Source organism: Thalassospira sp. MCCC 1A01428 (assembly GCF_002115825.1).
Taxonomy (GTDB): domain Bacteria; phylum Pseudomonadota; class Alphaproteobacteria; order Rhodospirillales; family Thalassospiraceae; genus Thalassospira.
In genome coordinates, this window is the sequence record NZ_JFJZ01000031.1 from 22,092 (window position 1) to 46,734 (window position 24,643).

General features: G+C 54.7%; 19 protein-coding genes. 10 read left to right on the top strand and 9 right to left on the bottom strand.

All coding sequences use genetic code 11. The annotated features are described in order from the left end of the window. Positions 1-3: 3 nt before the first annotated feature. The 4 genes from THS27_RS19115 to THS27_RS19130 form a co-directional block, all read right to left on the bottom strand. On the bottom strand, positions 4-1,086 hold the full coding sequence (locus THS27_RS19115; RefSeq protein WP_085593665.1) for an ABC transporter ATP-binding protein: 1,083 nt from the start codon (positions 1,084-1,086) through the stop codon (positions 4-6). Further along, the gene (locus THS27_RS19120; protein ID WP_246833029.1) at positions 1,083-3,320 is read right to left on the bottom strand and encodes an iron ABC transporter permease; all 2,238 of its coding nucleotides are present in this window, start codon (positions 3,318-3,320) and stop codon (positions 1,083-1,085) included. The genes THS27_RS19115 and THS27_RS19120 overlap by 4 nt, the downstream gene beginning before the upstream one ends. 118 nt (positions 3,321-3,438) lie before the next feature. Further along, positions 3,439-4,470 (bottom strand): ABC transporter substrate-binding protein, encoded by a 1,032-nt coding sequence (locus tag THS27_RS19125; protein WP_210402946.1) that lies wholly within the window; start codon positions 4,468-4,470, stop codon positions 3,439-3,441. Positions 4,471-4,847: 377 nt separating this feature from the next. After that, positions 4,848-5,903, bottom strand: a complete 1,056-nt coding sequence (locus THS27_RS19130) for a LacI family DNA-binding transcriptional regulator (RefSeq protein WP_168184946.1) — start codon at positions 5,901-5,903, stop codon at positions 4,848-4,850. A 445-nt stretch (positions 5,904-6,348) separates the two neighbouring features. Between THS27_RS19130 and THS27_RS19135 the strand changes: the two genes are divergently transcribed. Both THS27_RS19135 and THS27_RS19140 read left to right on the top strand, forming a co-directional pair. Next, positions 6,349-7,209: a branched-chain amino acid aminotransferase gene (locus THS27_RS19135; RefSeq protein WP_085593668.1), complete on the top strand. Its 861-nt coding sequence runs from the start codon at positions 6,349-6,351 to the stop codon at positions 7,207-7,209. Between the two features lie 217 nt (positions 7,210-7,426). Then, positions 7,427-7,975, top strand: a complete 549-nt coding sequence (locus tag THS27_RS19140; RefSeq protein WP_085593669.1) for a YgjV family protein — start codon at positions 7,427-7,429, stop codon at positions 7,973-7,975. Positions 7,976-8,041: 66 nt separating this feature from the next. Here THS27_RS19140 and THS27_RS19145 read toward each other — a convergent pair whose 3' ends face one another. The 3 genes from THS27_RS19145 to THS27_RS19155 form a co-directional block, all read right to left on the bottom strand. Next, complete coding sequence (locus tag THS27_RS19145; RefSeq protein WP_168184947.1) at positions 8,042-8,647, bottom strand: DUF4136 domain-containing protein; 606 nt, start codon at positions 8,645-8,647, stop codon at positions 8,042-8,044. A 187-nt stretch (positions 8,648-8,834) separates the two neighbouring features. Beyond that, positions 8,835-10,430, bottom strand: a complete 1,596-nt coding sequence (locus THS27_RS19150) for a lysine--tRNA ligase (RefSeq protein WP_085593671.1) — start codon at positions 10,428-10,430, stop codon at positions 8,835-8,837. A gap of 248 nt (positions 10,431-10,678) precedes the next feature. Next, positions 10,679-13,270: a methyl-accepting chemotaxis protein gene (locus THS27_RS19155; protein ID WP_085593672.1), complete on the bottom strand. Its 2,592-nt coding sequence runs from the start codon at positions 13,268-13,270 to the stop codon at positions 10,679-10,681. A 496-nt stretch (positions 13,271-13,766) separates the two neighbouring features. On the opposite strand from THS27_RS19155, the gene THS27_RS19160 reads away from it, so the two are divergent. The 4 genes from THS27_RS19160 to THS27_RS19175 all read left to right on the top strand — a co-directional run bounded on the left by THS27_RS19160 (position 13,767) and on the right by THS27_RS19175 (position 20,127). Then, entirely contained in the window at positions 13,767-14,834 is a 1,068-nt protein-coding gene (locus tag THS27_RS19160; protein ID WP_085593673.1) for a sensor histidine kinase, read from the top strand. Beyond that, positions 14,831-17,317, top strand: a complete 2,487-nt coding sequence (locus THS27_RS19165) for an EAL domain-containing protein (protein WP_085593674.1) — start codon at positions 14,831-14,833, stop codon at positions 17,315-17,317. Before THS27_RS19160 ends, THS27_RS19165 begins: the two co-directional genes overlap by 4 nt. Before the next feature lie 145 nt (positions 17,318-17,462). Beyond that, a complete protein-coding gene (locus THS27_RS19170) occupies positions 17,463-19,538 on the top strand; it encodes a methyl-accepting chemotaxis protein (RefSeq protein ID WP_085593675.1) in 2,076 nt (691 codons plus the stop codon). Positions 19,539-19,734: 196 nt separating this feature from the next. Beyond that, positions 19,735-20,127, top strand: a complete 393-nt coding sequence (locus THS27_RS19175; protein WP_085593676.1) for an MAPEG family protein — start codon at positions 19,735-19,737, stop codon at positions 20,125-20,127. A gap of 90 nt (positions 20,128-20,217) precedes the next feature. Here THS27_RS19175 and THS27_RS19180 read toward each other — a convergent pair whose 3' ends face one another. After that, complete coding sequence (locus THS27_RS19180; protein ID WP_085593677.1) at positions 20,218-20,661, bottom strand: MarR family winged helix-turn-helix transcriptional regulator; 444 nt, start codon at positions 20,659-20,661, stop codon at positions 20,218-20,220. Positions 20,662-20,842: 181 nt separating this feature from the next. Between THS27_RS19180 and THS27_RS19185 the strand changes: the two genes are divergently transcribed. The 4 genes from THS27_RS19185 (at position 20,843) to THS27_RS19200 (ending at position 23,909) form a co-directional block, all read left to right on the top strand. After that, positions 20,843-21,877: an alpha/beta hydrolase gene (locus THS27_RS19185; protein WP_085593678.1), complete on the top strand. Its 1,035-nt coding sequence runs from the start codon at positions 20,843-20,845 to the stop codon at positions 21,875-21,877. Between the two features lie 97 nt (positions 21,878-21,974). Then, a complete protein-coding gene (locus THS27_RS19190) occupies positions 21,975-22,400 on the top strand; it encodes an organic hydroperoxide resistance protein (protein WP_085593679.1) in 426 nt (141 codons plus the stop codon). Between the two features lie 238 nt (positions 22,401-22,638). Continuing rightward, positions 22,639-23,388, top strand: a complete 750-nt coding sequence (locus tag THS27_RS19195; protein ID WP_168184948.1) for a Fic family protein — start codon at positions 22,639-22,641, stop codon at positions 23,386-23,388. A gap of 62 nt (positions 23,389-23,450) precedes the next feature. Next, positions 23,451-23,909, top strand: coding sequence for a YqaA family protein (locus THS27_RS19200; RefSeq protein WP_210402947.1), 459 nt, complete (start codon positions 23,451-23,453; stop codon positions 23,907-23,909). Positions 23,910-23,973: 64 nt separating this feature from the next. Here THS27_RS19200 and THS27_RS19205 read toward each other — a convergent pair whose 3' ends face one another. Then, the gene (locus THS27_RS19205) at positions 23,974-24,573 is read right to left on the bottom strand and encodes a TetR/AcrR family transcriptional regulator (protein ID WP_085593682.1); all 600 of its coding nucleotides are present in this window, start codon (positions 24,571-24,573) and stop codon (positions 23,974-23,976) included. Positions 24,574-24,643: the final 70 nt, after the last annotated feature.

The following is a 24,643-nucleotide window of genomic DNA, read 5'->3' on the forward strand; positions in this document are numbered from 1 at the left end:
GGATCACTGACCCGACACAAGCGCAAGACCCCGCGCCGCAAAACCAATTCCAACCTCACTGCCTGCCTTGATCGGTGTATCAATTCGCCCGTCAATAACAAACAGTTCGCCCACAGCGCACTGCACGGTGTAATGCATGGCGCTACCAAGATATGTCGCATGGGTCACGTTACCCTTTAGCGACATCTGCGCCCCGGCCGCCCCATCGCTCAGGCGCACGGCATCGGGGCGCACGGCCACCTCAACGGCACCAATGCCATGGGCGCGCTGGCGCAACGTCACCCGTTCCCCACCAATATCAACATCGGCCATATCACCATTCACGGCATAAACCTCGCCCTGCACCAGGTTCGCATCGCCAATGAAATCGGCAATAAAGGCCGATGCCGGTTCTTCATACAACTGGCGCGGGGTGCCCTGCTGGGCAATCACCGACCGGTTCATCACAATAATCCGGTCCGAAACCGCCAGCGCTTCTTCCTGATCATGGGTCACATAAACCGCCGTCAGGCCCAGCTTTTGCTGCAAATCGCGAATTTCGGTGCGGACATGGCGGCGCAATTTTGCATCCAGGTTTGATAGCGGCTCGTCAAGCAACAAAACTTCGGGCTCCAGCACCAGGGCACGCGCCACCGCCACCCTTTGTTGCTGCCCGCCCGAAAGCTCGGATGGCAGCCGGTCGCCATAATCAGCCAGCCCCACCAGCCCCAGCCCTTCACGCGCCCGGTCATGGGCTTCGTTCTTTTTCTGGCCGCTTACGGTCAGGCCATAGGCAACGTTTTCCACCACACTCATATGCGGAAACAGCGCATAAGACTGAAACACCATGCTGACATCGCGATCCGTGGCGGGCAGATGCGTCACATCCTTGTCGCCAATCATAATTTTGCCCGCTGTCGGGTGTTCCAGCCCGGCAATCATGCGCAGGGTGGTTGTCTTGCCACAGCCACTGGGGCCAAGCAGCGTCACAAGCTCGCCGGGATGAATATTAAACGACACATCGTCAATTGCCGTCACCGCCCCCTTGCCAAAGGTTTTGGTTACATTTTCAAAAACGACCGACCCGGCCCGTGTTTTCAACGTCATGAATGTTTCTCCCGTAAGCCGCTAACAGCGGTTTTCCCGCCTGTTGTTGAAATATCCGTTGCAACCCGGTCCTCGCGGCGCAATTTGCGTTTCCCGATCAGGCCCTGCACCGTCACAATCACCATCAGCATGACCAGAATAAGCACGCTGCAATAAGCAATCGCCACGCCATACCGGCCATTTTCCACCAGCCCGATGATATAGGATGTCGCCATATTATGGTCGGCACTGACCAGAAATATCACCGCACTGACCGACGTAATCGCCCGGACAAAACTGTAAACCAGTGCGGCAACAATCGCGGGCCGCAACAGCGGCAAAATCACCCGACGGAACGTGGTAAAGCTGTTCGCCCCCAATGTCAGCGAGGCTTCATCCAGGCTTTTGTCAAGCTGGCTCATCGCCGCAATCCCGCCGCGCACGCCCACAGGCATGTTGCGAAAAATAAAGCAAATCACCAAAATAACCCCGGTCCCGGTCAGTTCCAGCGGCGGCACGTTAAAGGCCAGAATATAACTGACCCCGATCACCGTGCCAGGAATGGCGAAACTCAGCATCGTGCCAAATTCAAAGATGTTCTTGCCGCGAAAGTTCTGGCGCACCAGCAAGTAGGCCGTCGTCAGGCCTACCGCCGCGGTCAGCGGGGCGGCAATGACCGAAATATTCAGCGTCGTCCAGAACGAATCCCACGCCGCCCCCGCCCAGACAATACCGTGGTCACTCCAGCCAATGCCGAATGCCTCCACATAATTATCCAGTGTCAGGCTGTTATCAAATCCCCAGCGCTTAACGAATGCGCCAAAGAAAATCATCGCGTAAATCACCACCGTAAACAGCGCCCACGGAATGACGGTGCCATAACACAAACGCCGCAAACCGGGGTTCAGGCTGATATGCGCGCCGTTATCGGCCTTGCCCGATACCGTGGCATAGGATTTTTTGCCCAGCCAGAACCGCTGTGCGCCAAAGGCCGACAGGGTAAAGACCAGCAAAATAATAGCCAGCACCGCCGCCCGGCCCTGGTCATTTTGCGCACCAACAATGGCAAAGAAAATATCAGTCGACAGCACATCATAATTGCCGCCCAAAACCATCGGGTTGCCGAAATCGGCCATGCTTTCGATAAAGGCCAGCAAAAACGCGTTGGCGAGGCCGGGGCGCATCAATGGCAGGGAAACCCGCACAAATGTTTGCCAGCGATCCGCCCGCAAGGTTTGCGATGCTTCCTCCATCGACGGGCTAACCCCCTCGACAACACCAATCAGAACCAAAAAAGAAATCGGGGTGAAGGACAAGGTCTGGGCAAGCCATATTCCAGGGAGGCCATACAGCCACCGGCCTGCCTCCACCCCGAGCAGATCAGCAAAGAACTGCGTCACAGTTCCCGATCTGCCAAAAAGAAGGATAAGGGCCAAACCAATCACGAAAGGCGGGGTAATGATCGGCAATACGGTTAAAACCCGCAGCGATTTTTTCCACACAAACCCTGTGCGCGTCACCACCAGGGCAAAGGCCAGCCCCAAAAGCGTTGTCGAGGTCGCGGTTAATATCGCCAGAATGGCGGTATTCCAGGCAACACCGCACACGCCCCCGGCAAAGCAGCCCAGCCCCCAAACCGTGGAAGCCGCAAAATTGCGCAAAAAATCGGCGGCGGACAACACCCCGTCATGATTGACAAAGGCGCTGATCAAAATGCGCGACACCGGGAAAAACACAAACGTCGCCACCAGCGCAATAATCACACCGATGGATGTGGTGACAAACACATCGCCGCGCATGGTGCCGCGCGCTGCCAGCCCGGTACAAAACAGCACCAGAAAACTGGCTGCACAAAACAGGGCGCCATATCCCAGGCCATATTGCCGCACGTCAAGTTCACCAAACAGCGCGGTTAAAAACGGATAGTTAAAACCAAACACACCAATGGCAAAACCTTGCAGCAGCATATAACCAATGCCGCACAGCCCCGATGCAATCAGCACATTGCCAAATAAAGGGTCCTGTCGCGGGCGTTTAATAACCAGAAACGGTGTTAGCAAAAACACTGCCACCGGCATCAGCCACGGTCGGTCAAACATAAATCCCTGTAAAATCGCCGGGGCATAATCACCATAAAACGTATATCCATCCGTCAGCCATTCCAGCGTCCAGAAACCATATTCCTGCTGATACCACGGCAATACGACAAAACCGATCCAGCCAATCGCCAGCCAGAACCACAACAGTCTGCGCACGGGGCAGTCTCCTGTTTGAAAACAGATTGTATTCTTGAAAAAATCGGAACGGCGATACCGGCAGGGGCACCATCACGCAACAAAGCTGCGCACAGTCCCCCGCCGGATCACAACAGCCTTATTGCGGGGCGGTTTTCACTTCTTCGTCCCAGCGCTGCAACAAATGGCGGCGCGTTTTTGCTTCGCCATATTTGGCAAAGTCATAATCAATCAGTTTAATATCGCTCAGGCGCGGGGCATTTTCCGGCACGGTTGCCTCGGTATTGGACGGCACCTGATAGCTGCCTGCCTTTTCCGCCATGGATTGCGTTTTGGCATTCAGGGCAAATTCATACCAGATCTTGGCATTTTCCAGGTTACGCGCCCCTTTGATAATGCTCATGGAGCCAACTTCGTAACCGGTTCCTTCGCAGGGCGATACAATCTCAATCGGGGCACCCTGTTCCTTCTGGGTTACCATGTCATGCATAAAGGTAATCGCAATGGTGGTTTCACCAATCGCCGCCGCCTTGATCGGGGCGGACCCCGACTTGGTATACTGGTTTACGTTCTTGTGCATTTCCTTGAGGAAATCGAACGCCTTGTCCTCGCCAAACAACTGTACCAATGTTGCCAGTGCGGTATAGGACGTCCCCGACGAATTGGGGTTGGCAACCTGAATTTCGCCCTTGTATGCCGGGTCTGCCAGGTCTTTCCAGCATTTCGGGGCGGGCAGGCCCTTGCTCTTTAACACATCAGTATTATAGCCAATGCCAAGCGCACCGGCATAAACCCCGACCGTGCGGTAATTGGCATTTTTAGCCTGGCGTTGCGCCCAGTCCTGCAATTTATCCAGCGATGGCGATTTATATTCCATCGTCAGGCCCTCGGCAGCCGCCTGCAAATGCGGGTCGCCCGTTCCGGCCCACCAGATATCAAGTTTCGGGTTGCTGGCTTCGGCGCGAACCTGGGCATAGGCCTCACCGGAACTTTTACGCACCATCGACACATCGATGTCGTATTCTTTCTCGAACTCGGCTTCCATCATTTCGCACCAGGTATTGTCGGCCGAACACACCACATTCAGGCGTCCCGCCGCCTGCGCCGACAGGCTGACAGACATGGCACCGGCCGCAAAAATACTACCCAGCAAAATCGTTTTCAGTTTCATTGGAATCCTCCCGATTCATTCGCATTTCGTTGAATGCACACGTGTGCGCTACTCGTTTGCGCGCTCCACCCTGGAATAAATAACTCAAATCGCAGAAAAATTAACTGAAAAATTCTATTTTGCCGTCATAAAATTGTAACAAAACGGCCAAGCACTTGTTTTAAAACATCAATACTGCCCCAGCCCCAGGCATCTCCGGTAACGATTTAGCAGTCACATATCTGAAAACAGCTTCAAAATTGCGCACACGTGTGCTCTAACTTTGCAAAATCTGCCGTTCTCATCACGAGTCTCACCTTACCTCTCGTATCTTATGGTCACCATCCACGGCTTCGCAAAGCTGAAACAGCGGGCGATGCATTAGAATACGCCTGTTTTCATGTGCTGCTGCGTTGCACCAGGTCCACCGGCAACACCACCCGTTGCGAGGCGGTTTGGCCGGGGGCTGCAATATGTTCTGCCAGTCTTGCCACGGTCAGGGCGGCCAAATCTTCGGCACTTTGGCGAATGGTCGTTAACCCATATGCCTTCTGGCTGCTCGCGGTAATGTCATCAAAACCAACAATCGCAAGGTCGTGTGGCACCCGCAGCCCCAGTTCAAACCGGGCTGCATCCATTAATCCCAATGCAATATGGTCTTTGCCACAAAAAATTCCGTCCGGCGCGTCCCTGTTGCTTAAAATCTGCAACCCGGCCTGATAACCGCCTTCATAATCGGCACTGTCACACCCCAGCAAGCTAAACCGCACCTCGCCACTCGCCAGTTTCGGGGCAATCGCGGCCACAAAGGCCTCGCCCCGCGCATTGCCGCTATAGGTCCCGCCTGTCATATTTAAAAATCCGAAATGGCGTTTCCCTGCCGCCAATAATGCTTCTGCTGCCAACCTGCCGCCGGTGTCATTATCGCAATTCACGACATCGGCCCCTTCAAGCAAACCTGCCCGGTTCACCAGTACCACCGGCACATTGCGGCGAATAAAATGCTGTCCAATTTCCGGCGACGGACTGCCCGATGTCACCACCACCCCCGCCACCTGGTATTGCAATAAATTCAGCATCGACCGCGACATATGCTCGGGCGCGGACACATCAATCACCAGCGGGCGATAGCCGATTTTCTGAATGGCACTAATCAAATGATGTAAAAACTGCACCCGAAACGGGTCTTCCAACCCCGATGTCACCAACCCGATCAAATCGCTTTTGCGCCGGTTCATCGACCGCGCAATCTGGTTAATCTGATAGCCCAACCGATCAGCTGTTTGCAAAACACGCTGGCGGGTTTCCTCCGATATCCGCCCATCACCCGACAGGCACCGTGACACGGTAGAACGCGCAACACCTGCTTCGCGCGCCACATCGGCCGATGTTATCACGCGGTTTTCCGGCTTTTCTGCGCCCGTCGTTTTTGCTGCTTTATGCTTGCTCTGCACGCCCTGTCTCCTGCCCCGCCACAACCTGCCCCCTGCCCAAGGGCATCCAAACCACATCGCACCCGCAACCAGACACCGGCGATCAAACACCCGCCATCGGGTCCCGAAATGCCACAGGCCAGCAACCCTTCGCCAATTGCCCCGGCTCACACCCGTTTCCAATGCGTCCTTCGGCCATCCGGTCACATGCGGGTGCCTGCGCGTCCTGTTTGCCAAATACCAACGCTGTCCTCGGTCAATTTGTATGACTTTATGGCACCGCGCACAAGCGCACACGTGTGCATTTAACGCCAGACCATAACCTCACCTTTCATCGTTTCGCGCACGGTTTTCTTTGACCACAGCCAATTAAAAAATCTATGCTGAAGATCTCATATTCATGATCTCACCAGCCCCACTGGCGCAGCACCGGCTGCCCCCAATAAAATAAATCAGGAGAAACAAAATGGGCAACGCCACCCCTTCCAAAACCTGGACCTGGCATCAGGGCACCTGGCACGAAGGCAACCCGGCCATTATTGGCCCGGCCACCCATGGCATGTGGATGTCCTCGACCGTGTTTGATGGTGCCCGCCGCATCAAAGGCAAAACACCCGATCTAAAACCCCATTGTGCCCGTGTCATTCGCTCGGCCCAATTCATGGGGCTGGAACCCAAAATTACGGTTGGTGAAATCCTCGAACTGGTGGCAGAGGGCTTAACGAAGTTTGATCCCGACGTCGCGCTCTACATCAAACCGATCATTTACGGCGAAACCGGCTTTCTCGCCCCCGATGCCGATAGTGCGCAGTTTGTGCTTTGCATTAACGAAAGTGCCCTGCCCGACGCCATCACAACCGGCTTCACCGCCCAAAAATCCAGTTTTCGCCGCCCATCACCCGAAAGTGCACCAACAGAAGCCAAGGCATCCTGCCTTTATCCCAATGTCGGCCGCGCGGTTAATGAAGCCAAAGGCAACGGTTTTGACACCGGCGTCATGCTTGACCCAATCGGCCACGTTGCCGAATTTTCCTATGCCAACCTGTTTTTTGCCAAGGACGGCACGGTTTACACCCCGGCCATTAACGGCACCTTCCTGAATGGCCTGACCCGCCAGCGAGTGATCCAGCTGCTCAAAGATGACGGCGTCACGGTTGTGGAAAAGGCGATCAAATACAGCGAGTTGCAAGAAGCCGACGAAATTTTCGGCACCGGCAATTTCTACAAAGTCGCGCCCTGCGTCAAACTCGACGACCGCAACCTCCAGCCCGGCCCCATCACCAAACACGCACAGAACCTTTATTGGACTTTCTCCGAGGCAAGCTAACCCGCATCAGGCTCAAACATATCTTCACCTGCAAAAGCCGACGCACCCTCGTCGGCTTTTGCATCTCCATACTGCGAACAATACCGGGCTGAAGCACCCAGCCCTAACACCAGCAAGGCCTCCTGGTTCGCACCATAGAACAGGCCAACATTTTAAAAAACACGCCTGTAAGCGCAGAAAACCGCGCGTCACCCCTATTATGCGAATGTGAATATCAATGTTTGAAACCCTTATTTCCGATGCAAGCCCCCGCTGGATAGCAGGCCAGATCGCCGGATTTATTGCGCTAGGATTGTTCATTGCCGGTTTCGCCAACAAGGACGACCGCAAACTTTTGCTGATCCTGATTGCCGCAAACATTGCCATTGTCCTGCAATTTGCATTGCTTGAAAGCTGGGTCGCAAGCGCGATGACCTGCATTGTCATTCTGCGCATTATGCTGGCACGCAAATACCACCGTAACCTTCACATCATGGTCGGCCTGCTTGTGTTAACCCTTCTCACCGCGCTGATAACATGGCGCGACTGGTCCGATGCTCCGGCCCTTGTTGCCGGGTTGGTTGGCACAATTGGCATGTTTGCCTTTAAAGGCAGCATCATGCGCTGGTGGTTATTCTGTGCCGCATTTTTCTGGGTGCTTAGCAATATTGTCGCAGGCTCAATCGGCGGGATTTTGGCCGAAAGTCTGGTCATGGCAATCAATCTTGTCACAATCTGGCGGATCGAGCTCGACAAACGCCGCCTCGTTACCCGCACCGACACATAAAAAAACGGGCCCCTTATTTAAGGCCCGTTTTGGCAGCTTTCGTGAAATCCACCTTTTGGTGCGTCCCTAATTTCCGGTTTGTACCGGCACAACCGGCGCACTTTGTCCGGCCCGATAGGGGTATTTGGCAAAGATGGCGCCAATGGCTTCGGCTATCGCAGCATCAGGGTAAAAATCCCCGTCCGACCCGGTCCAGTTGCCGGTTTTACCTTCCCACACGGTTTTGTTGGTTTCCCGGTCAATCAGGTCAACCACCACCTCTCCGCGCACATAGGTATCAACCCGGCCCGTATCGCCAAATAACGGCACCCCAACGCCAACCCCGCCACGGCCCGATGATCCGTAATACCCGCCATAAGACGGGCCGCTGCGTACAACCTGCTGCTCGCGCGTGCTTATGTGGTAATCCACCAGCAAATCGGGGTGACGAATATCAAGCTCATAGCCATAGGCCTGCATTCGCGCCGCAATGCGATCTTCCATGCGCTGGCCCGTCAGGGTGGTATATTTCGCATCCCGGTCCTTGCCTGCGGCTTCGACAAACGCATAGCTGTGATAACGGCCAAAATCCGTTACCGGGTCCTGATCTGTATAAACACGCGGGCCGCTGGCACAGCCGGCAACCAGCAATCCAGCCAGCAGGATCAACCATTTATGACGTTTCACTGCCATGTCTCCAATTCTCCAAATCAATGGCGCTTGCCCTGTCAGGCCCAAATACACAGTTCCAGTATTTACTGACATCACCATGAAACTACGGCATTTTTTTGCCCGTCAAATTTGCTGCTATATTAGAAACAAAAAAAGGCCCGCCTTGTTCCGGCGGGCCTTGATCCGTATTCATGCAAAATGCCGCAAATCAGGCGCTTAAATCCTCGCCGGCAAGGGCGCGGTCAATCAGGGCGACACTTTCGTCAATGCCGTAAAGCGCAATGAACGATCCCATACGCGGGCCCTGTTCCTGCCCCAGCAGAATTTCATAAAGGGCTTTAAACCAGGCGCGCAAATCGGCAAAGCATTCATGCTTTTTGCCAATTTCATAAACCGCGGTCTGAATGTCGCCGCCGCTGGTGGTTTTATCCAGCCCAACCAGCACGTCGCGCAATTCCGCCAGCGCAACCCGTTCTTCTTCGGTTGCATCACGGTATTTTTTGGTCGGCTTCACAAAATCGCGGTAATAATTCACCGCATAGCCCACCAGTTTATCCAGGTAAGGCGCGTTTTCCGGCGTTGCGCCATTGGCATAACGCGAAATAAAGCCCCACAGAACGTCCTTGTCTTCGGTATTGCACACCGAAACCAGGTTCAGCAAAATACCAAACGAAATCGGAATATCGCGGTTCGGTGCGGTGCCGGCATGAATGTGCCATGCCGGGTTTTGCAGCAGCTTAACCGGGTCGGTTTCGGTTTTCAGCTTTTCCGCAAAGGTCAGATATTCATCAACCGTTTTCGGAATAACATCAAAATACAGACGCTTTGCCGCTTTTGGTTTCTGGAACATAAACAGCGACAGGCTGTCTTCCGGCGCATAGGTCAACCATTCTTCCACCGACAGGCCGTTGCCCTTGGATTTGGAAATTTTCTGCCCGGTTTCATCAAGGAACAATTCATAGTTAAAACCTTCCGGCGGGGTGCCGCCCATGGCTTTCACAATCTTGTTGCCCAGGTCCACCGACGGGATCAAATCCTTGCCCGCCATTTCATAATCAACACCCAGCGCGTACCAGCGCATTGCCCAGTCGGGCTTCCACTGCAATTTGCAATTTCCGCCGGTTACCGGGGTTTCCACCAGCTTACCGGTTTCGGGGTGTTCATAAACAATGCTGCCTTCCGATGCCTTGATTTCCACAATCTTGGCCATCAGAACTTTTTGGGTGTCGGCCTCAACGGGCATGAACGGGCTATAGGTCGCCCGGCGTTCTTCGCCCAATGTCGGCAGCATGATTTTCTGGATTTTGTCGTAAACTTCCAGAACCCGCAGCAAAGCCGCATCAAACATGCCCGACCGGTAACAATCGGTCGATGACTTGAATTCATATTCAAAGCCAAAGCTGTCCAAAAACTCGCGCAGGCGGGCATTATTATGGTGGGCAAAGCTTTCAAACTTGCCAAACGGGTCGGGCACGCTGGTTAATGCCTTGCCCAAATGCTGCGCCACCATTTCGCGGTTCGGCACATTATCGGGCACCTTGCGCAACCCGTCCATGTCATCGGAAAAACAATACAGCTTGGTCGGAATATCGGACATGGTTTCAAAGGCGCGGCGAACATAGGTTGTGCGCGCAACTTCGCCAAAAGTACCGATATGGGGCAAGCCCGACGGACCATAACCGGTTTCAAACAGGACATAGCCCTTTTCCGGTTTCTTGTCTTTGTAACGCTGCACCAGCTTTTGGGCTTCGGTAAAAGCCCAGACATTGCTGTTTAACGCGGCATCACGAAGATCGGCTGTCATTTTTGAAACCTTGAACAAGTGTTTTACATAAAAATCGGATTTTGGCGCGAATTATACTGATTCGACGCCGCCAGAAGCTAGCCCCGCTTGCGTCCAAGATCAAGCATAGAGCGCACATAGCCCCCCGCAACCGCAAACATGGCTGGCATCACCGCCCCGAAATACCAAAACACCGCACAATCTGGCCACAAACACCCGCATATCGGCACGCCACACTGCGTTACCAACACCGTTACCGACACCTGATATTACGATGCTTCGCGAATTTCGCGTAAAAACCCGTTCACAGCATCGCCAAGGCTGGCGGCTTCGCGCAGCAATCCCTCGGCAATGTTTAATACATCGCCCACATCTTCACGCACTGTGGCGGCGGCCTGCGATAAAACCAGCACATCTTCATTGGCGCGCTGCGTCCCCACCGCCACCTCCTGCGATCGGTCCACAATTGATTGCGTTAACCGCGCCTGTTCGCCAACAGCCGCGGCAATGGCCGATGAATTACCCTGAATTTTCTGCACCCCGTCCGTCATTAACGCCACAACCGATGCCGTTTCGCGCGACGCATCCTGCGTTGCCGCAATCTGGCGCGAAATATCCCCGGTGGATCGCGCGGTTTCCCCGGCCAGATGTTTCACTTCATTTGCCACCACGGCAAACCCCTTGCCCGCATCCCCGGCCCGGCTGGCTTCGATATGGGCGTTCAGGGCCAACAGGTTTGTCTGCCCGGCCAGCCCTTCAATCAGGCCCACCACCGTGCCAATTTCCGATGTCGCCTGCGCCAGTCCGGCAATGGTGGTTTTCACCTGTTCGGCCCCGGCGGCGGTATCGCCAATCACTTTGGCTGTTTCGCCGGTACGCTGGTTGATATCGGCAATTGACGTTGAAATTTCGCTGGCCGCGGCGGCCACCTGCTGAATCCCCGATGCCATCTGGGTTGAAATATCCAGCGCCGCATTGGCCCGCACACTGACCTGATCGGCAATATTGTTCAATGCGCGCGCCCGGTCAGTCATGGTTTGGGCGGCCCCGGCCAGCGCCTGCACAATGCTTAAAACATCGCGTTCAAACTGTTCGGCAACGGCAAGACGGCCCAGCTTGCGTTGTTCGGATGCCTCCTTGCGCGATACTTCCATTTGTTCACGCGCATCATCCATTGATTTGGCGTTGCCAATAAAAATGTCTAACGCATCAATCATCTCGCTGATTTCATCGCTGCCATCGTTGCGCAGCACCACCTGACGGTCCCCATCTGCCGCCCGGCGCATTGCCTGTGCCAGGTTTTCCAACCGGCTGACAATTCGCCGCCCCACATACAGCCACACCACCAGAATGGAAAAAACCACCCCGGCTGCTGCCAGCGAAATTTGCAGCATATTGGTTTGGTCCAACGCCGTTTGCGTTTCCCCCGCCCCGGTCGCCGCCGATTGTTGGGCCGCTGCCACAATCACCGCCACATCATCGGCAAGGCGCGTGGCAGCTTCGCGGTTTTCCTGCATCATGGCATCATTGGTCGCCAGGGTCGCCAGCTCCTGCCGGCGCAGGGCCAAAATGCCGTCATCGCCAAACCCGGTATGCAACAGCTTGTCAATCAGTCCCGAAATAACCGTTTGCTCTGCCCCTAACTGCCCGGCTTCCTGGCCAATCTGTGTTGCGACCTGTTGCAGGCTGGTATTAAGCATTGCCAACTGGTCGGCACTGGCAGCATTGCCCGCCTCGGCCAGCCGCCCGACCAGCAAATTCACATCAGCCAAAAGAGAACTTAACCGAATGTAACTTTCCTGTGCCCGGGGCACCTGCACGCCTGCCAGTTCCTGGGTTTGCGTTGCAATTTCCTGCCCGGAACCGGCAATATGGGTGCGAAAATTCAACATCATCGGCAATAAAAAATTGCTGATATCGCCGTCCAGTTCCACAATCTCATCGACATATTGCGCCAGTTCAGCGCTTAGTTTTTCGGCCTTTGCCGATCCCGGTTCGGCGCGTAGCTGGCCGATACGCAACATATAAATATTTTTATCATCACCGCCAAATGCCGCCAGCTTGTCAATCGCAGCCAGCACCATTTTTGCTGCCGGGTCTTTCGCCAGTGGCCGCAATGCGCCCTGAATATTGGCCAGGGCTGAATCAAAATCGGTTGACCGCGACATCACCTTGGACGGTTCGGTTTCGTAAGCTCCCAGCAATAACGATTTGGTCAGGGCCGCCGTTGCCCCGCGCAATTGAAACATCGGCACAATACGCTGCGACAAATCATCGCTGATTGAACTCGATGCGCTGGTTGTTGCCGCCGTTAGCGATGCAATGCTGTTGGCCAGTGCCTTTTGCGATTTTTCCATTGCCGGTTTTAACTGCGCCAGCAGGGTATCATGCTGCTGTTCAAGGGTTCCCAGCCGTTGTACCCGCTGCGCCTTTTGCGTCAGCCGGGTACGGGTTGCCCTGACCAGCGCGCTCAGACTGGAATTTAGTGCCCCTACCTTTTGCACCATGTCACTTGCGGTGTCGTCATCCAGGTGGTTCTGCGACAGCTTTTCAACCGCCTGCGTCATGAATTGCTGCTTTTGCGCGCTTTCCTTTTCCAGACGATCAAGCTCGTCGGCGTTGTCTGCCGCATCAATGCGCGGGCCCAACGCCAAAATTCCGGCCGCCGACGTTGCCAGCCCGTGGGCAGTTTCGAGCAACGGCACCTGGGATTGCGTAATATCCGTCACATGCCCGCGTACCGCACGATAGGATAACCAGCCAATAGACGCAGCAACACATGGCACCAACGCGATCACCCCGAAAGCCAGTAACATCTTGGCCTTGATTCCCGTTTTGCCCTTGCCTGGTCTTGCCTGCATTTTCACCTGTCCTTGTGCATTGCATCATCGGCACGAAGTTAGTCCCGACCGGGCAAAAACGCAGCAATGCTTCGGTGAAGTTTTCATGACCCCTAAAACTGTTTTAATTCAATAATTTACAGCAATTCATCAGACCATAAAAAATGCCTGTAATGGCAATCGGCCCCCACAGAACAACCCGAAAATGTGAACAGCATCACAAGACGAGCGGACAAAGCCCTGCCCGCCCGCCGATTGGCAAAATTCCCGCAACGATCAAACGGCACCTTTTAACACCTCTTGGAGATGGTATTTTTATCCGCTACGATTGAAATCACAGGTCGCATCTCTTGCAATAATATCAACCGAACAAACATACATTCTATCCGTCAATTTTGTCGTTCCTTTCAATCGGTCGCACGCCGACCTTCAAAACCGGACCAAACCGACCAATATCTGGCACTACGGGAAAACGCTCTGCAATAAACAGCCACATATCGCCTTTTGGGGACGCGTCATGAAAGACATAGACCATTCAGTAATGCCACCCGTACCTTCAACGCCTTTTCCCGGCGGCGATGATGAACGTTTTGGCCGTGTGGTTGAATATGCCCCTAACGCCATGATCCTGACCGACGCCAATGGCCGCATTGCCATGGTCAATGCCGAAACCGAAAAGGTTTTTGGCTATCGACGCGCAGAATTGCTAGGGCAGGCAATTGAAATGCTGGTGCCTGAACGCTTCCGTCACCATCACTCCGGCCTGCGCGACAGCTTTGTTCGCGCCCCCGGCCCGCGCCCGATGGGCCCTGGCCGCGATCTGTATGCCCTGCGCAAGGATGGCAGCGAATTTGCCGTCGAAATCGGCCTTAACCCCATCCCGATTGGCGACCATCTGCACATTCTGGCTGCCATTGTCGATATTTCAGACCGCAAGACACGCCAGGAACGCCTGGAAAAATCCCTGCGCGAAAAAGAACTTCTGCTGGCCGAAGTTCACCATCGGGTCAAAAACAACCTGCAAATCGTCTATAGCCTGCTCGACATGCAAAGTGCGCAAATTAACGATCCCGATGTGCGTGAAATGCTGCGTGACAGTTGCAACCGTGTTCGCTCCATGGCGCAAATTCACCAGACCCTGTATCAAAGCGAAGATGTTTCCCAGGTTGAACTGGGCCATTTTTTCGACGATCTGCTAACGTCGTTACATTCATCCTATGTTGTCGACATCGCCCGTATCGAAATTAAAACCGATATTTCACCGGTTTTTCTACCAATTGGCCGGGCGGTCCCCTGCGGGTTGATCGCCAACGAATTGCTTTCAAACGCCCTGAAACATGCTTTTCGTGATGGCCGCAAAGGCCGGATCAATGTCTATGTCGGCGAAACAGAAAACCGGCATATCCGTATTACCGTCACCGATAACGGCATTGGTCTGCCCGATGACCTGGATATTGAAAATGGCGGCAGCCTTGGCCTGTTGCTTATCCATATGCTGGTAGACCAGCTACATGGCACCATCACCGTCAATCGTTCCAATCCCACAAGCCTGTCGGTGGAATTCCCGCAAATGGAGCCATCATGACCGAAACGCCGCATTCTGATTCTGCCCGGGGCAACACCCCCTCGTCGGCAGGGGCCCATATCATGATTGTCGAGGATGAGCGCATTGTTGCCCTGCATCTGCGCCAGCAGCTCGGCCGTCTTGGATATAGCAAAATCACCGTGTTTAGCGCCGGTGCCGCAGCCCTTGACGCCATTCTGTCCGATACCCCGGACCTGATCCTGATGGATATTCACATCGATGGCGATATTGACGGCATCGAAACTGCTGCGGGCATTCCGCCCTATATGCACATTCCTGTCATTTATCTTTCCGCCTATTCCGAAGACCAGACGCTGGAACGTGCCAAACTGACCCATCCTTACGGCTTCCTGATCAAACCTTTCACTGAACGCGAATTGCACGCCACCATTCAAATGGCCCTGCAACGCCGCAAAGTCGAGTTTGACCTGAAACGCAGCGAGGAACGCCTGTCTTTGGCCATGAGCGCGGCAAACATGGCCTGCTGGGAAATTGACATTCACACCCGACAAATTGAAACCACCGGCCTTGCCAGCATCATTCATGCGGATGGCGACGCCGAAAGCCTGTCGTCAAACTGGGACAGCTTTTTAAAAAAAGTCTCGCCCGATGACCGCAACCTGGTCAGAAAAGCCTTTGAAACGGCCATTAATCAGGGCGATTTCTTTGATGTTGTCTTTCGCTCGGACGATCCACGCTCCTCGGCATCATGGTTTCGCGCCCAGGGCAAAACCTTTGAAAATGGCCCGTCTGTGCCGCGGCGCATTATCGGCGTCGTTCAGGATATCACCGATCAGCGTGTCGCAAGCGACCGTTTACGCCAGGCGACAACAGTCTATGAAACCACCCAGGATGGCGTGCTGATCCTTGATCAGGAACTGCGTATCACCAGTGCCAACCGAAGCTATGCCAACATCACCGGCATCGCGATCGAGGATGCCCTGGGGCATCGCCCACACGTAATCGCCAAAGATACCTTTCCCCATGCCTTTTATCGCGAAATGTTCAAATCCCTTGAAAGCCGGAAACACTGGCATCGCGAAATCGATAGCACCGACGCCCAGGGCAACCCCATCACGCTGATGACCCAGATCATCGCCGTCGATAGCGATGAAGGGGCATTGTCACACTATGTCGCCATCATATCAGACAGAACAGCCATTCGCCGCGCCGAGGAAGAACTGCAATATCTGGCCCATTACGACGGGTTAACCGGCCTGCCCAACCGCCTTCTTGCCGTTGACCGGCTGGGCCGTGCCATTGAACGGGCCAGCCATCAGGGAACCCGCCTTGCCTGCATGTTCATTGATGTCGACAATTTCAAAAATATCAATGATACGCTGGGCCACGGCGCGGGCGATCAGCTTCTGGTCATGATTTCAAGGCGCCTTAAGGCGTTAACATCAAGTACCGATACCCTTGCCCGTCTTGGCGGGGACGAATTTTTAATTACCACCGAAGACATCCTGAACGAAAGTGCGGCGGCCAATCTGGCATCCCGCCTGATAAAGGGCCTGCAAATTCCCACAAATCTGGCGGGCCGCGACATCACGGTTTCGGCCAGCATCGGCATCAGCCTGTATCCCGGCAACGCAAAAAATGCACAGGACATGGTCCGTCAGGCCGACACCGCCATGTATGCCGCCAAAAACGCCGGACGCCGCAGTTTTGCTTTCTATAAGTCCGCCATGACAGACGACGCCACCCATTTCATGACCCGCAGCCTCGAACTGCGCCGCGGCCTGGAAAACGGCGAACTCGAACTGTTCTATCAGCCCCAGTTTTCCCGTTTGACCGGCGAGATGACCGGTGTTGAAGCCCTGATCCGCTGGAACCATCCAACCGAAGGCCTGGTCGGCCCGGGCGAAATTATACCGGTTGCCGAACAAAGCGGCCTGATCATTGAGATTGGACAATGGGTTGTGGAAGAAGCCTGCGCGCAGGCACAACGCTGGCGCAATAGCGGATACGGTGCCTTGCGCATTGCTGTCAATGCATCGGCCCGGCAATTACAATCAGATGATTTTGTCGACGTGGTGCGAAATGCGCTCGAACTGACGCAAACCCCCGCCCATACCCTGGAAATTGAAATAACCGAAAGCATGATCCAGGACGAAGCCCGTGTGATTGCGCGCCTTCACGAATTACGCAAGCTGGGGGTTTTGCTGGCAATTGACGATTTCGGCACCGGGTTCTCCTGCCTTGGGTCCATCAAAAGGCTTCCCATAGCGCGCATCAAAATCGACCAGTCCTTTGTCCGTGGCATTCCCGATGACCGCGACAACAGCGCCCTGACCGAGGCCATTATTGCGCTGGCACATAAACTGGGCCTGTCTGTTACCGTCGAGGGAATCGAGGAACAGTGCCAGCTTGATTTTTTAACCAAGCGCGAATGCACCGATTTTCAGGGTTTTCTTTTTTGCCGCCCGGTCCGGGCCAGCGAGGTATTTAATTACGCCAGTGCCAGCGCAATAACGTCCTGATCCGGGCCAAAACGCACCAGACAAAAGTATAGGTTACTTGTTGAGAAAATATTAAAACCACATCCAAATGACTGAATACAGTTGCCTCTAGCGACATATCCCCATAACCTTTCTAAAGGATAGGTTTATATCGGGGGATTTCGGAATGCGCTTTTCCAACCTGTCACTTGGCACCAAACTGGCATGTGTTAGTGCCCTTGCCATTGCCTTTTGCCTTATCATCGGCATTTTTCTGCAAACAGCCCAAACCGGCAGCACAACGGAAAAACTCACCCTTGGTGAAGCCCGCGCCGTTGCCCAGTATAATGCCTCGCAGGCGGGGCATGTTCTAAACAGTGGCATGTTGATCGCCAAAAACCTGGCGGGTACGTTCCGCGCGGCACGCGAACAGGGCACTGCCGATCGCAAAACCTATAACGAAATCCTCAACCGCACCCTGATGGAAAATCCCGGCATGGCCGGCACATGGGCCGGGTTTGAATCCAACGCCCTTGATGGCAAGGATGCCGACTATAAATCCGAGGGCGAACCCTTTGGCGATGGCTCGGGAAAATATGTCACCTATTATTACAATTTTGGCGATGGCATTACGCCCTATCACCTGACCGGGCTGGATAACACCGAGATCAACGAATATTACACCGAACCCAAACGCACCAATAAACCCTATGTCACCGATGCCATTACCTATGACATTCAGGGTCGCAAGGTGGTGTTAACGTCATTTGTCGTACCGGTTCAAAATAAAGACGGCAAATTTCTTGGTGTTCTCGGGGCTGATCTTGAACTAAATGCCCTGTCCGAACGCTTTGCCGAACTTGCCCCCTTTGGTACCGGCACGGTTAACCTTGTTTCAGCACAAGGCACCTGGGTCGCCCATGAAGACCCTGCCATACGCGGCACCAAACTGGACCCGGCCGACAAAACCCAGGCCGCCATCCTTGATGCCATCACATCGGGTCAGCCCGGCCAGTTAAACGACGGCAAATTCATGCGCATCATCATGCCTGTTGCCATTGATGGATACGACAAACAGTGGGGCGTTGTTGTTAATGTACCGCTGGCAACCGTTTACGAACCTGCCAATTCCCTGCGCAATGCCACCCTTATTGGCGGTCTGGTTCTGCTCATTATTGTTATTGCCGTCATTTTACTATCCACCAGGGGCATGGTCTCCCGCCCGATGACCCGTGTTGCCGGGGTTATTACCCATCTGGAACAGGGAAATTTCGACATTACCATTCCCTATCTCGACCGTTCCGACGAAATCGGTGCCATTGCCAAGGCCCTTGAAGCCTTCAAGGAAGCATCAGAGGGCATGCAGCGTGCCGAACGCGACAAACGCGAAGCTGAACAGCACGCCAGCGAATCGCGCAACCGCACACGCCTGCAAATGGCCGATGAATTTGAAAAATCGGTAGGCTCGATTGTGGTTCATGTTACGGGCAGCGCTGAAAATATGGAGCAGGTATCACGTCAAATGCGCCGTGCCGCCGATGAAAGCACCCAGCAAGCCGCCGTTGTTGCCGATGCCGCAAACGAAGCCAGCACCAATGTGCAAACCGTTGCCTCTGCCAGCGAGGAACTCTCTGCCTCTATTCAGGAAATCAGTTCGCAAGTTGCGCGGTCCTCGCAAATTGCCAGCAACGCGGTTGACGAAGCCTCGCGTGCCAATACCATGGTCACCGGCCTGGCCGAAGCCGCCGAACGCATTGGACAGGTTGTTAGCCTGATTAACGATATTGCCGCCCAAACCAACCTTCTGGCCCTGAATGCCACCATCGAGGCCGCCCGGGCGGGCGAAGCAGGCAAAGGCTTTGCCGTGGTTGCACAGGAAGTTAAAAACCTTGCCAATCAAACCGCCAAGGCAACCGATGAAATTGCCCTGCAAATTGGTTCCATCCAGTCTGAAACCCATAATACCGTTGATGCCATTGAAAAGGTGACCCACACCATTTCCAGCATCAACGAAATCGCCTCGGCCATTGCCGCTGCCGTTGAACAGCAAGGGGCCGCCACTGCCGAAATTTCCGGCAACGTGCAACAGGCGGCAGCGGGCACCAACGAAGTGTCATCCTCAATCGGTATTGTCCGCAATACCGCCCAGCAAACCGGCGAGGCCGCATCCAACGTTCAGTCCGATGCCACCGAACTTGCCAAACAGGCCCGTAATCTGGACAGCGAAGTCAAAAACTTCCTTAATCAGCTCCGAAATGTCTAGCTGTTGCGCGTCCCGGTAATCCCGAACAACACCTGGCGATTACCGGGGCTGCAAATATCGCTGTCTTTTGCAATGCCAGCCGTGCGCCCGGGGCATTCAACAGAATTTGCCCCAACGCTCCTATAACCTGTTCCCGGATTGATTTTTTCATCCTAAGGTTAAGAACGCAGTTTTAACCTTGCCACGGAAAACCAGCATGCATTTTATTCCGGCCACCGCCTTCCTTACCGCCATTTTCGCCCTGATGCTCACGATCCTTAGTCTTTTTGTTTCTTTTCGGCGTCGTGACCTTAAGGTCGGGCTGGGCGATGCCAATGATGCCACCTTGCGGCAACGCATTCGCGCACATGGCAATTTCGTTGAAAATGCCCCGTTGATCATTCTGTTATGTGCCGCACTGGAAATTACCGGCACCCTTAATCCCACCGGGTTAAGGGTCCTTGTCGCGGCCTTCATTATTGCCCGGCTGTTTCATGCTTTGGGTGTGCTGAAAATTCCGGTCATTGGCTCGCAGGCCATTGGCATGTTGCTTCAACATATTGCCATGCTTGCAGGGACATTTATCCTGCTGGCCGGGTTATTTTACTAATCACGACAAAAACGGGCATCGGGCCACGCCCCGTGCGGTTGTTTCCTGTGCCGTCTGGTACCTGTATCAGACGGCAACGGCACCCGTTCTTCAGGGTGCCGATTGTTCCAGCGCATTGCGCAACCGGGCCAGCTTGCGGTTCAGATCCACCAGATCGTCCAAGTTCATCCCGCAGGCTTCAACAACGCACCCGGGCACATCGGCGGCCTGGTCTTGCAATGACCGCCCCTGATTGGTTAATGCCACGCGCACCTGGCGTTCATCGTCCCGGTCGCGCTCGCGCGTTACCAGCCCTGCTGTCTCCAGCCGTTTGATCAGCGGAGTCAGGGTGTTGCTTTCCAAAAACAGTTTGCTGCCAATGCCACGCACGGTTTGCCGGTCTTCCTGCCACAACACCACCATCACCAGATATTGCGGATAAGTCAGCCCCACCTTGTCGAGTAACGGCTTGTAAATACGGTTAAAGGCGTGCCCGGTCGAATAGACCGAAAAGCACAATAGCTGATCCAGCGTCAGCTTCAGTTTATCTGCCATGTTAATCTCCTGCTTTAAATCAACCAGCAAATTTAAATCGTGCGCGATTAAATATCAAGCGATTTAATCGCATAGATGCCATCTCATAATTTATATCGCGCACGATTTAATCGCGTGCTATTCAAAATGCACCGAACGGCGAAACATCGCCAACAACCAGACATTCCGAAAGGACACCGCCATGAACACGTTGAAAACAACCGTTGCCGCCGCCGCACTGGCCCTTGCCACCGCAACCTTCGCCACCGATGCCAAGGCGGCCGACCCGGTTCTTGAACCCGCCACCCAGAACTTCCTCGACGGGCTGGCTGCCGCAAACGTCCCGGCAATTTATACTCTGACCCCGCAACAGGCCCGTGACCTTTTGTCCGGTGCGCAGGCTGGCACGGTTGCGGCCCCCGCTGTCGACACCGAAGACCGCACCCTGCCGGTTGGCCCCACCGGTTCTACCCGGGTTCGCATCTATCGGCCCAAGGGCAACACTGACCGCCTGCCGGTTATTGTTTACTTCCATGGGGCCGGCTGGGTCATGGGCGGCACCGACACCCACGACCGTCTGGTTCGCGAACTTGCCGCTGGTGCCAATGCCGCCCTGGTCTTTGTTGATTACGAACGCTCGCCCGAGGCCAAATACCCCACCGCCATCGAACAGGATTATGCGGTCACCAAATATGTCGCCGACCACAGCGAACAGCTTAATGTGGACCCCACCCGCCTTGCCATTGCCGGCGATAGTGTCGGCGGCAACATGACCGCCGTGGTTTCCCTTCTGGCGAACGAACGCAAAGGCCCGGCCATTACCGCGCAATTGCTGTTCTACCCGGTCACCGATGCCAATTTCGATAACGGATCCTACACCGAATTTGCCAACGGTCCGTGGTTAACCCGCGATGCCATGAAATGGTTCTGGAACGCATACCTGCCCCAAAACGTTGACCGTAATGACCCTAAAATCACCCCGATCCATGCAACGCACGATCAGCTTGCCGGTCAGGCCCCTGCCCTGGTGATTACCGATGAAAACGATGTTTTGCGCGACGAAGGAGAAGCCTATGCCCGTAAATTGTCACAAGCCGGTGTGACTGTCACATCCACCCGATATAACGGCACCATCCACGATTTTGTCATGCTCAATGCACTGTCCCAAACCCCGGCAACCCGTGCCGCTATCGCCCAGGGCATCGCGTTTCTTAACAATGCCCTGCACACCAACTGACCCTGCACTGTTCCCGTAACGGGGTTGCAGGCAGATACCTGCACCCCATGTTAAGCGCACTAACGCGCATCGACCTGTTAAACAAAGGATGATGAAAATGTCTGTTAAAGTTCTGTATCGCACTTCCGGTTCTGCAACTGGCGGCCGTGACGGCAATGCCAAAACCGAAGATGGCTCGATCGAAGTCAAACTGACCACCCCGAAAGAACTGGGCGGCGCAGGCGGCGAAGGCAACAACCCTGAACAACTGTTCGCCATGGGCTATTCGGCCTGCTTTATCGGCGCAATGAAAGCTGCATCCTCGCAGGGTGCGCCCAAAACCCCGAAAGATGCCTCTGTCAAGGCAACCGTTGGCATTGGCCCGCGTGATGCCGGCGGCTTTGGCCTGGATATCGACCTGCACGTCTCGCTGCCGGGTCTGGACCGCGCCGATGCTGAAAAGCTCGTCGAAACGGCTGACCAGATCTGCCCCTATTCAAATGCGCTGCGCGGCAATGTTGATGTTCGTTTTCACATCGACTGATCTCAACCGTCTCTAAAATGGCGGCTCCCTCCCCCAGAACGGATCCGCCTTCTTTGGCCCGGCACATTCCCCATGTGCCGGGCTACCCCTTTTTATCCTCCAGATTTCTGCGTCCGCAACAAACCCGGCCAGTCACATCATGCCCATATCTGCGCAAAAACTGCATCACATTGGCATGGCCGTGCTAACATCCCGGCATGCTTCCATGTTTTGCGCCCCGTTTGCCGGAATATCTGCAATGAATGTCCCCCTTGCTGCCCTGCTAAAACAGGTCGATCACGCAAAATCCCGGCTTGATACCTGCATGCCCCTGCCGCGCCATACGGCATCATCGCTGCGCGAAAAACATCATCTTGACTGGATCTATCATTCCAACGCCCTTGCCGGAAACAGGCTGACCTTACGCGAAACAAAGGTGGTCCTCGAAGGCATCACGGTTAACGGCAAATCCGTTGCCGAACATCTCGATGTCATCCGCCATCGCGATGCCATTTATCATCTTGAAAAAATGGTAGCCCAAAACAAACTGCTTGATGCGCAGGGAATATTGGACCTCCACAACATCCTGCAAACCGGGCACTTATCGCCAAGCCCCGGCACCACCCCCGATCAACACGCCAAAATCGCCAATCTCATTGCACAGCATCGCCAACCATCCGGACAACACCGGCTTGTCCACGCAGCCCGCTGGCACGCGCGTTTCATCAATCAACATCCTTTTCCCGGCGAAAATGGCCGCCTTGCCCGATTGTTGCTGAATCACGATCTGGCACAGGCAGGCTACCTGCCCGCCATTATCGATGTTGATGACAGGCAGCATTATGACGCAGCCCTTAACAAGGTCGCCTCCACAGGCGACGAAACGCCCCCAACAGATGATCTTGCGATCCTGATTATTCAGGCCAGCCTGCGCATATTGAATATGACGCTTGGCCTGGTCGCACCCGCACTGGCAAAACCGGCAGAACCTATATCATCCGCACCTTAGCCCGCTGCGCGGCAAACATTTTCCCATAGACCAACCCAGCCGCGAACGGTATGTCCTGCCTTATGATCGCATCCATGCTGGTTTATGGCGGGCTGTTTTTATCCGCTTTCACATCTGCCACCCTGTTGCCCGGATCGTCCGAGGCGGTTTTGGCTGCCCTTGTCGGGGCGGGCAACCATGATGTGCGCCTGCTTGTGATGGTGGCAACCCTGGGCAATGTTGCAGGGTCGTTGGTAAACTGGCTGCTGGGCCTGGCGATTGAACGGTTTCGCCATGCCCGCTGGTTCCCCGTTTCCGAACGCGATTATCAGCGCTCCTGTGCATGGTTTTCCCGCTTTGGCCTATGGGCGCTGTTATTTGCCTGGCTGCCGGTGATTGGTGATCCCATCACTCTTGTTGCCGGTGCAATGCGCGTGCGGTTCCTGCCTTTCATCATTCTCGTTACCCTTGGCAAAGCCGCGCGTTATGCAATGGTCGCCGGGGCCGCGGGCTGGCTGGCCGGGTTTTTCGGGCTGGCATAACATCCCGCTGACAACGCCTGCGCAAACCGGGTTTCCCCACCGCCTCGCACCTTCCAAACAGGTCTCAGGCCGCGTCCCACAGGCGCATGATATTGCCAACCGATGCTTGTAATTCTTTCTCGCCCACCCCGTCGCGTGCGGCGAGCGATATGCCATTCAGGAAGGTATTTATCGTCGCGGCCAGTGCCAATATATCGGCATTTTCCGGCAACGCACCGATACTTACGGCGCGTTCAAGCTGCCTTTTGATCCCGCCAAAGTTTTTCAATCGTTCCTCACGCAAAAGCTGCATCACGGCATCGCCCGTCGGGCCGCAATTGGTTGCCCCCATGGTGACCAGACACCCCAGCGGATGGGTTTTGTCGGTTTGCATATGCACCGACTGGCGCAGGCATTGTTCAATCGCCTGCCGGGGGGAAATGTTTTCATCAAACAAAACATCCGTCACCTGCCCCTGCTGGCTGCGATAAAGCGCGACAACCTCGCGAAACAGCTGCTCCTTTGATCCGAAGGCCGCATAAAAGCTGGTTGGCGATATCCCCCCCATCACCTCCTTCAGCTGGTTTAGCGATGTGGGCTCAAACCCCTGTTGCCAAAATAAAACCAGCGCCGTCTCAAGGGCGGCCTGCCGGTCAAATTCTCTTGGTCTGCCTGTACGTGCCATGCGTCTTCCTCCTGACTTATGAAATAGTCGATACATTAGTCATTGACAAGCACGCGCTGGCACAATACTT

Bases quoted from the DNA above. Each gene is read 5' to 3' on its own strand.
- THS27_RS19115 (WP_085593665.1), bottom strand. From the start codon at position 1,086: ATGACGTTGAAAACACGGGCCGGGTCGGTCGTTTTTGAAAATGTAACC.
- THS27_RS19125 (WP_210402946.1), bottom strand. From the start codon at position 4,470: ATGAAACTGAAAACGATTTTGCTGGGTAGTATTTTTGCGGCCGGTGCC.
- THS27_RS19135 (WP_085593668.1), top strand. From the start codon at position 6,349: ATGGGCAACGCCACCCCTTCCAAAACCTGGACCTGGCATCAGGGCACC.
- THS27_RS19140 (WP_085593669.1), top strand. From the start codon at position 7,427: ATGTTTGAAACCCTTATTTCCGATGCAAGCCCCCGCTGGATAGCAGGC.
- THS27_RS19145 (WP_168184947.1), bottom strand. From the start codon at position 8,647: ATGGCAGTGAAACGTCATAAATGGTTGATCCTGCTGGCTGGATTGCTG.
- THS27_RS19150 (WP_085593671.1), bottom strand. From the start codon at position 10,430: ATGACAGCCGATCTTCGTGATGCCGCGTTAAACAGCAATGTCTGGGCT.
- THS27_RS19155 (WP_085593672.1), bottom strand. From the start codon at position 13,270: ATGCAGGCAAGACCAGGCAAGGGCAAAACGGGAATCAAGGCCAAGATG.
- THS27_RS19160 (WP_085593673.1), top strand. From the start codon at position 13,767: ATGAAAGACATAGACCATTCAGTAATGCCACCCGTACCTTCAACGCCT.
- THS27_RS19165 (WP_085593674.1), top strand. From the start codon at position 14,831: ATGACCGAAACGCCGCATTCTGATTCTGCCCGGGGCAACACCCCCTCG.
- THS27_RS19170 (WP_085593675.1), top strand. From the start codon at position 17,463: ATGCGCTTTTCCAACCTGTCACTTGGCACCAAACTGGCATGTGTTAGT.
- THS27_RS19175 (WP_085593676.1), top strand. From the start codon at position 19,735: ATGCATTTTATTCCGGCCACCGCCTTCCTTACCGCCATTTTCGCCCTG.
- THS27_RS19180 (WP_085593677.1), bottom strand. From the start codon at position 20,661: ATGGCAGATAAACTGAAGCTGACGCTGGATCAGCTATTGTGCTTTTCG.
- THS27_RS19185 (WP_085593678.1), top strand. From the start codon at position 20,843: ATGAACACGTTGAAAACAACCGTTGCCGCCGCCGCACTGGCCCTTGCC.
- THS27_RS19190 (WP_085593679.1), top strand. From the start codon at position 21,975: ATGTCTGTTAAAGTTCTGTATCGCACTTCCGGTTCTGCAACTGGCGGC.
- THS27_RS19195 (WP_168184948.1), top strand. From the start codon at position 22,639: ATGAATGTCCCCCTTGCTGCCCTGCTAAAACAGGTCGATCACGCAAAA.
- THS27_RS19200 (WP_210402947.1), top strand. From the start codon at position 23,451: ATGATCGCATCCATGCTGGTTTATGGCGGGCTGTTTTTATCCGCTTTC.
- THS27_RS19205 (WP_085593682.1), bottom strand. From the start codon at position 24,573: ATGGCACGTACAGGCAGACCAAGAGAATTTGACCGGCAGGCCGCCCTT.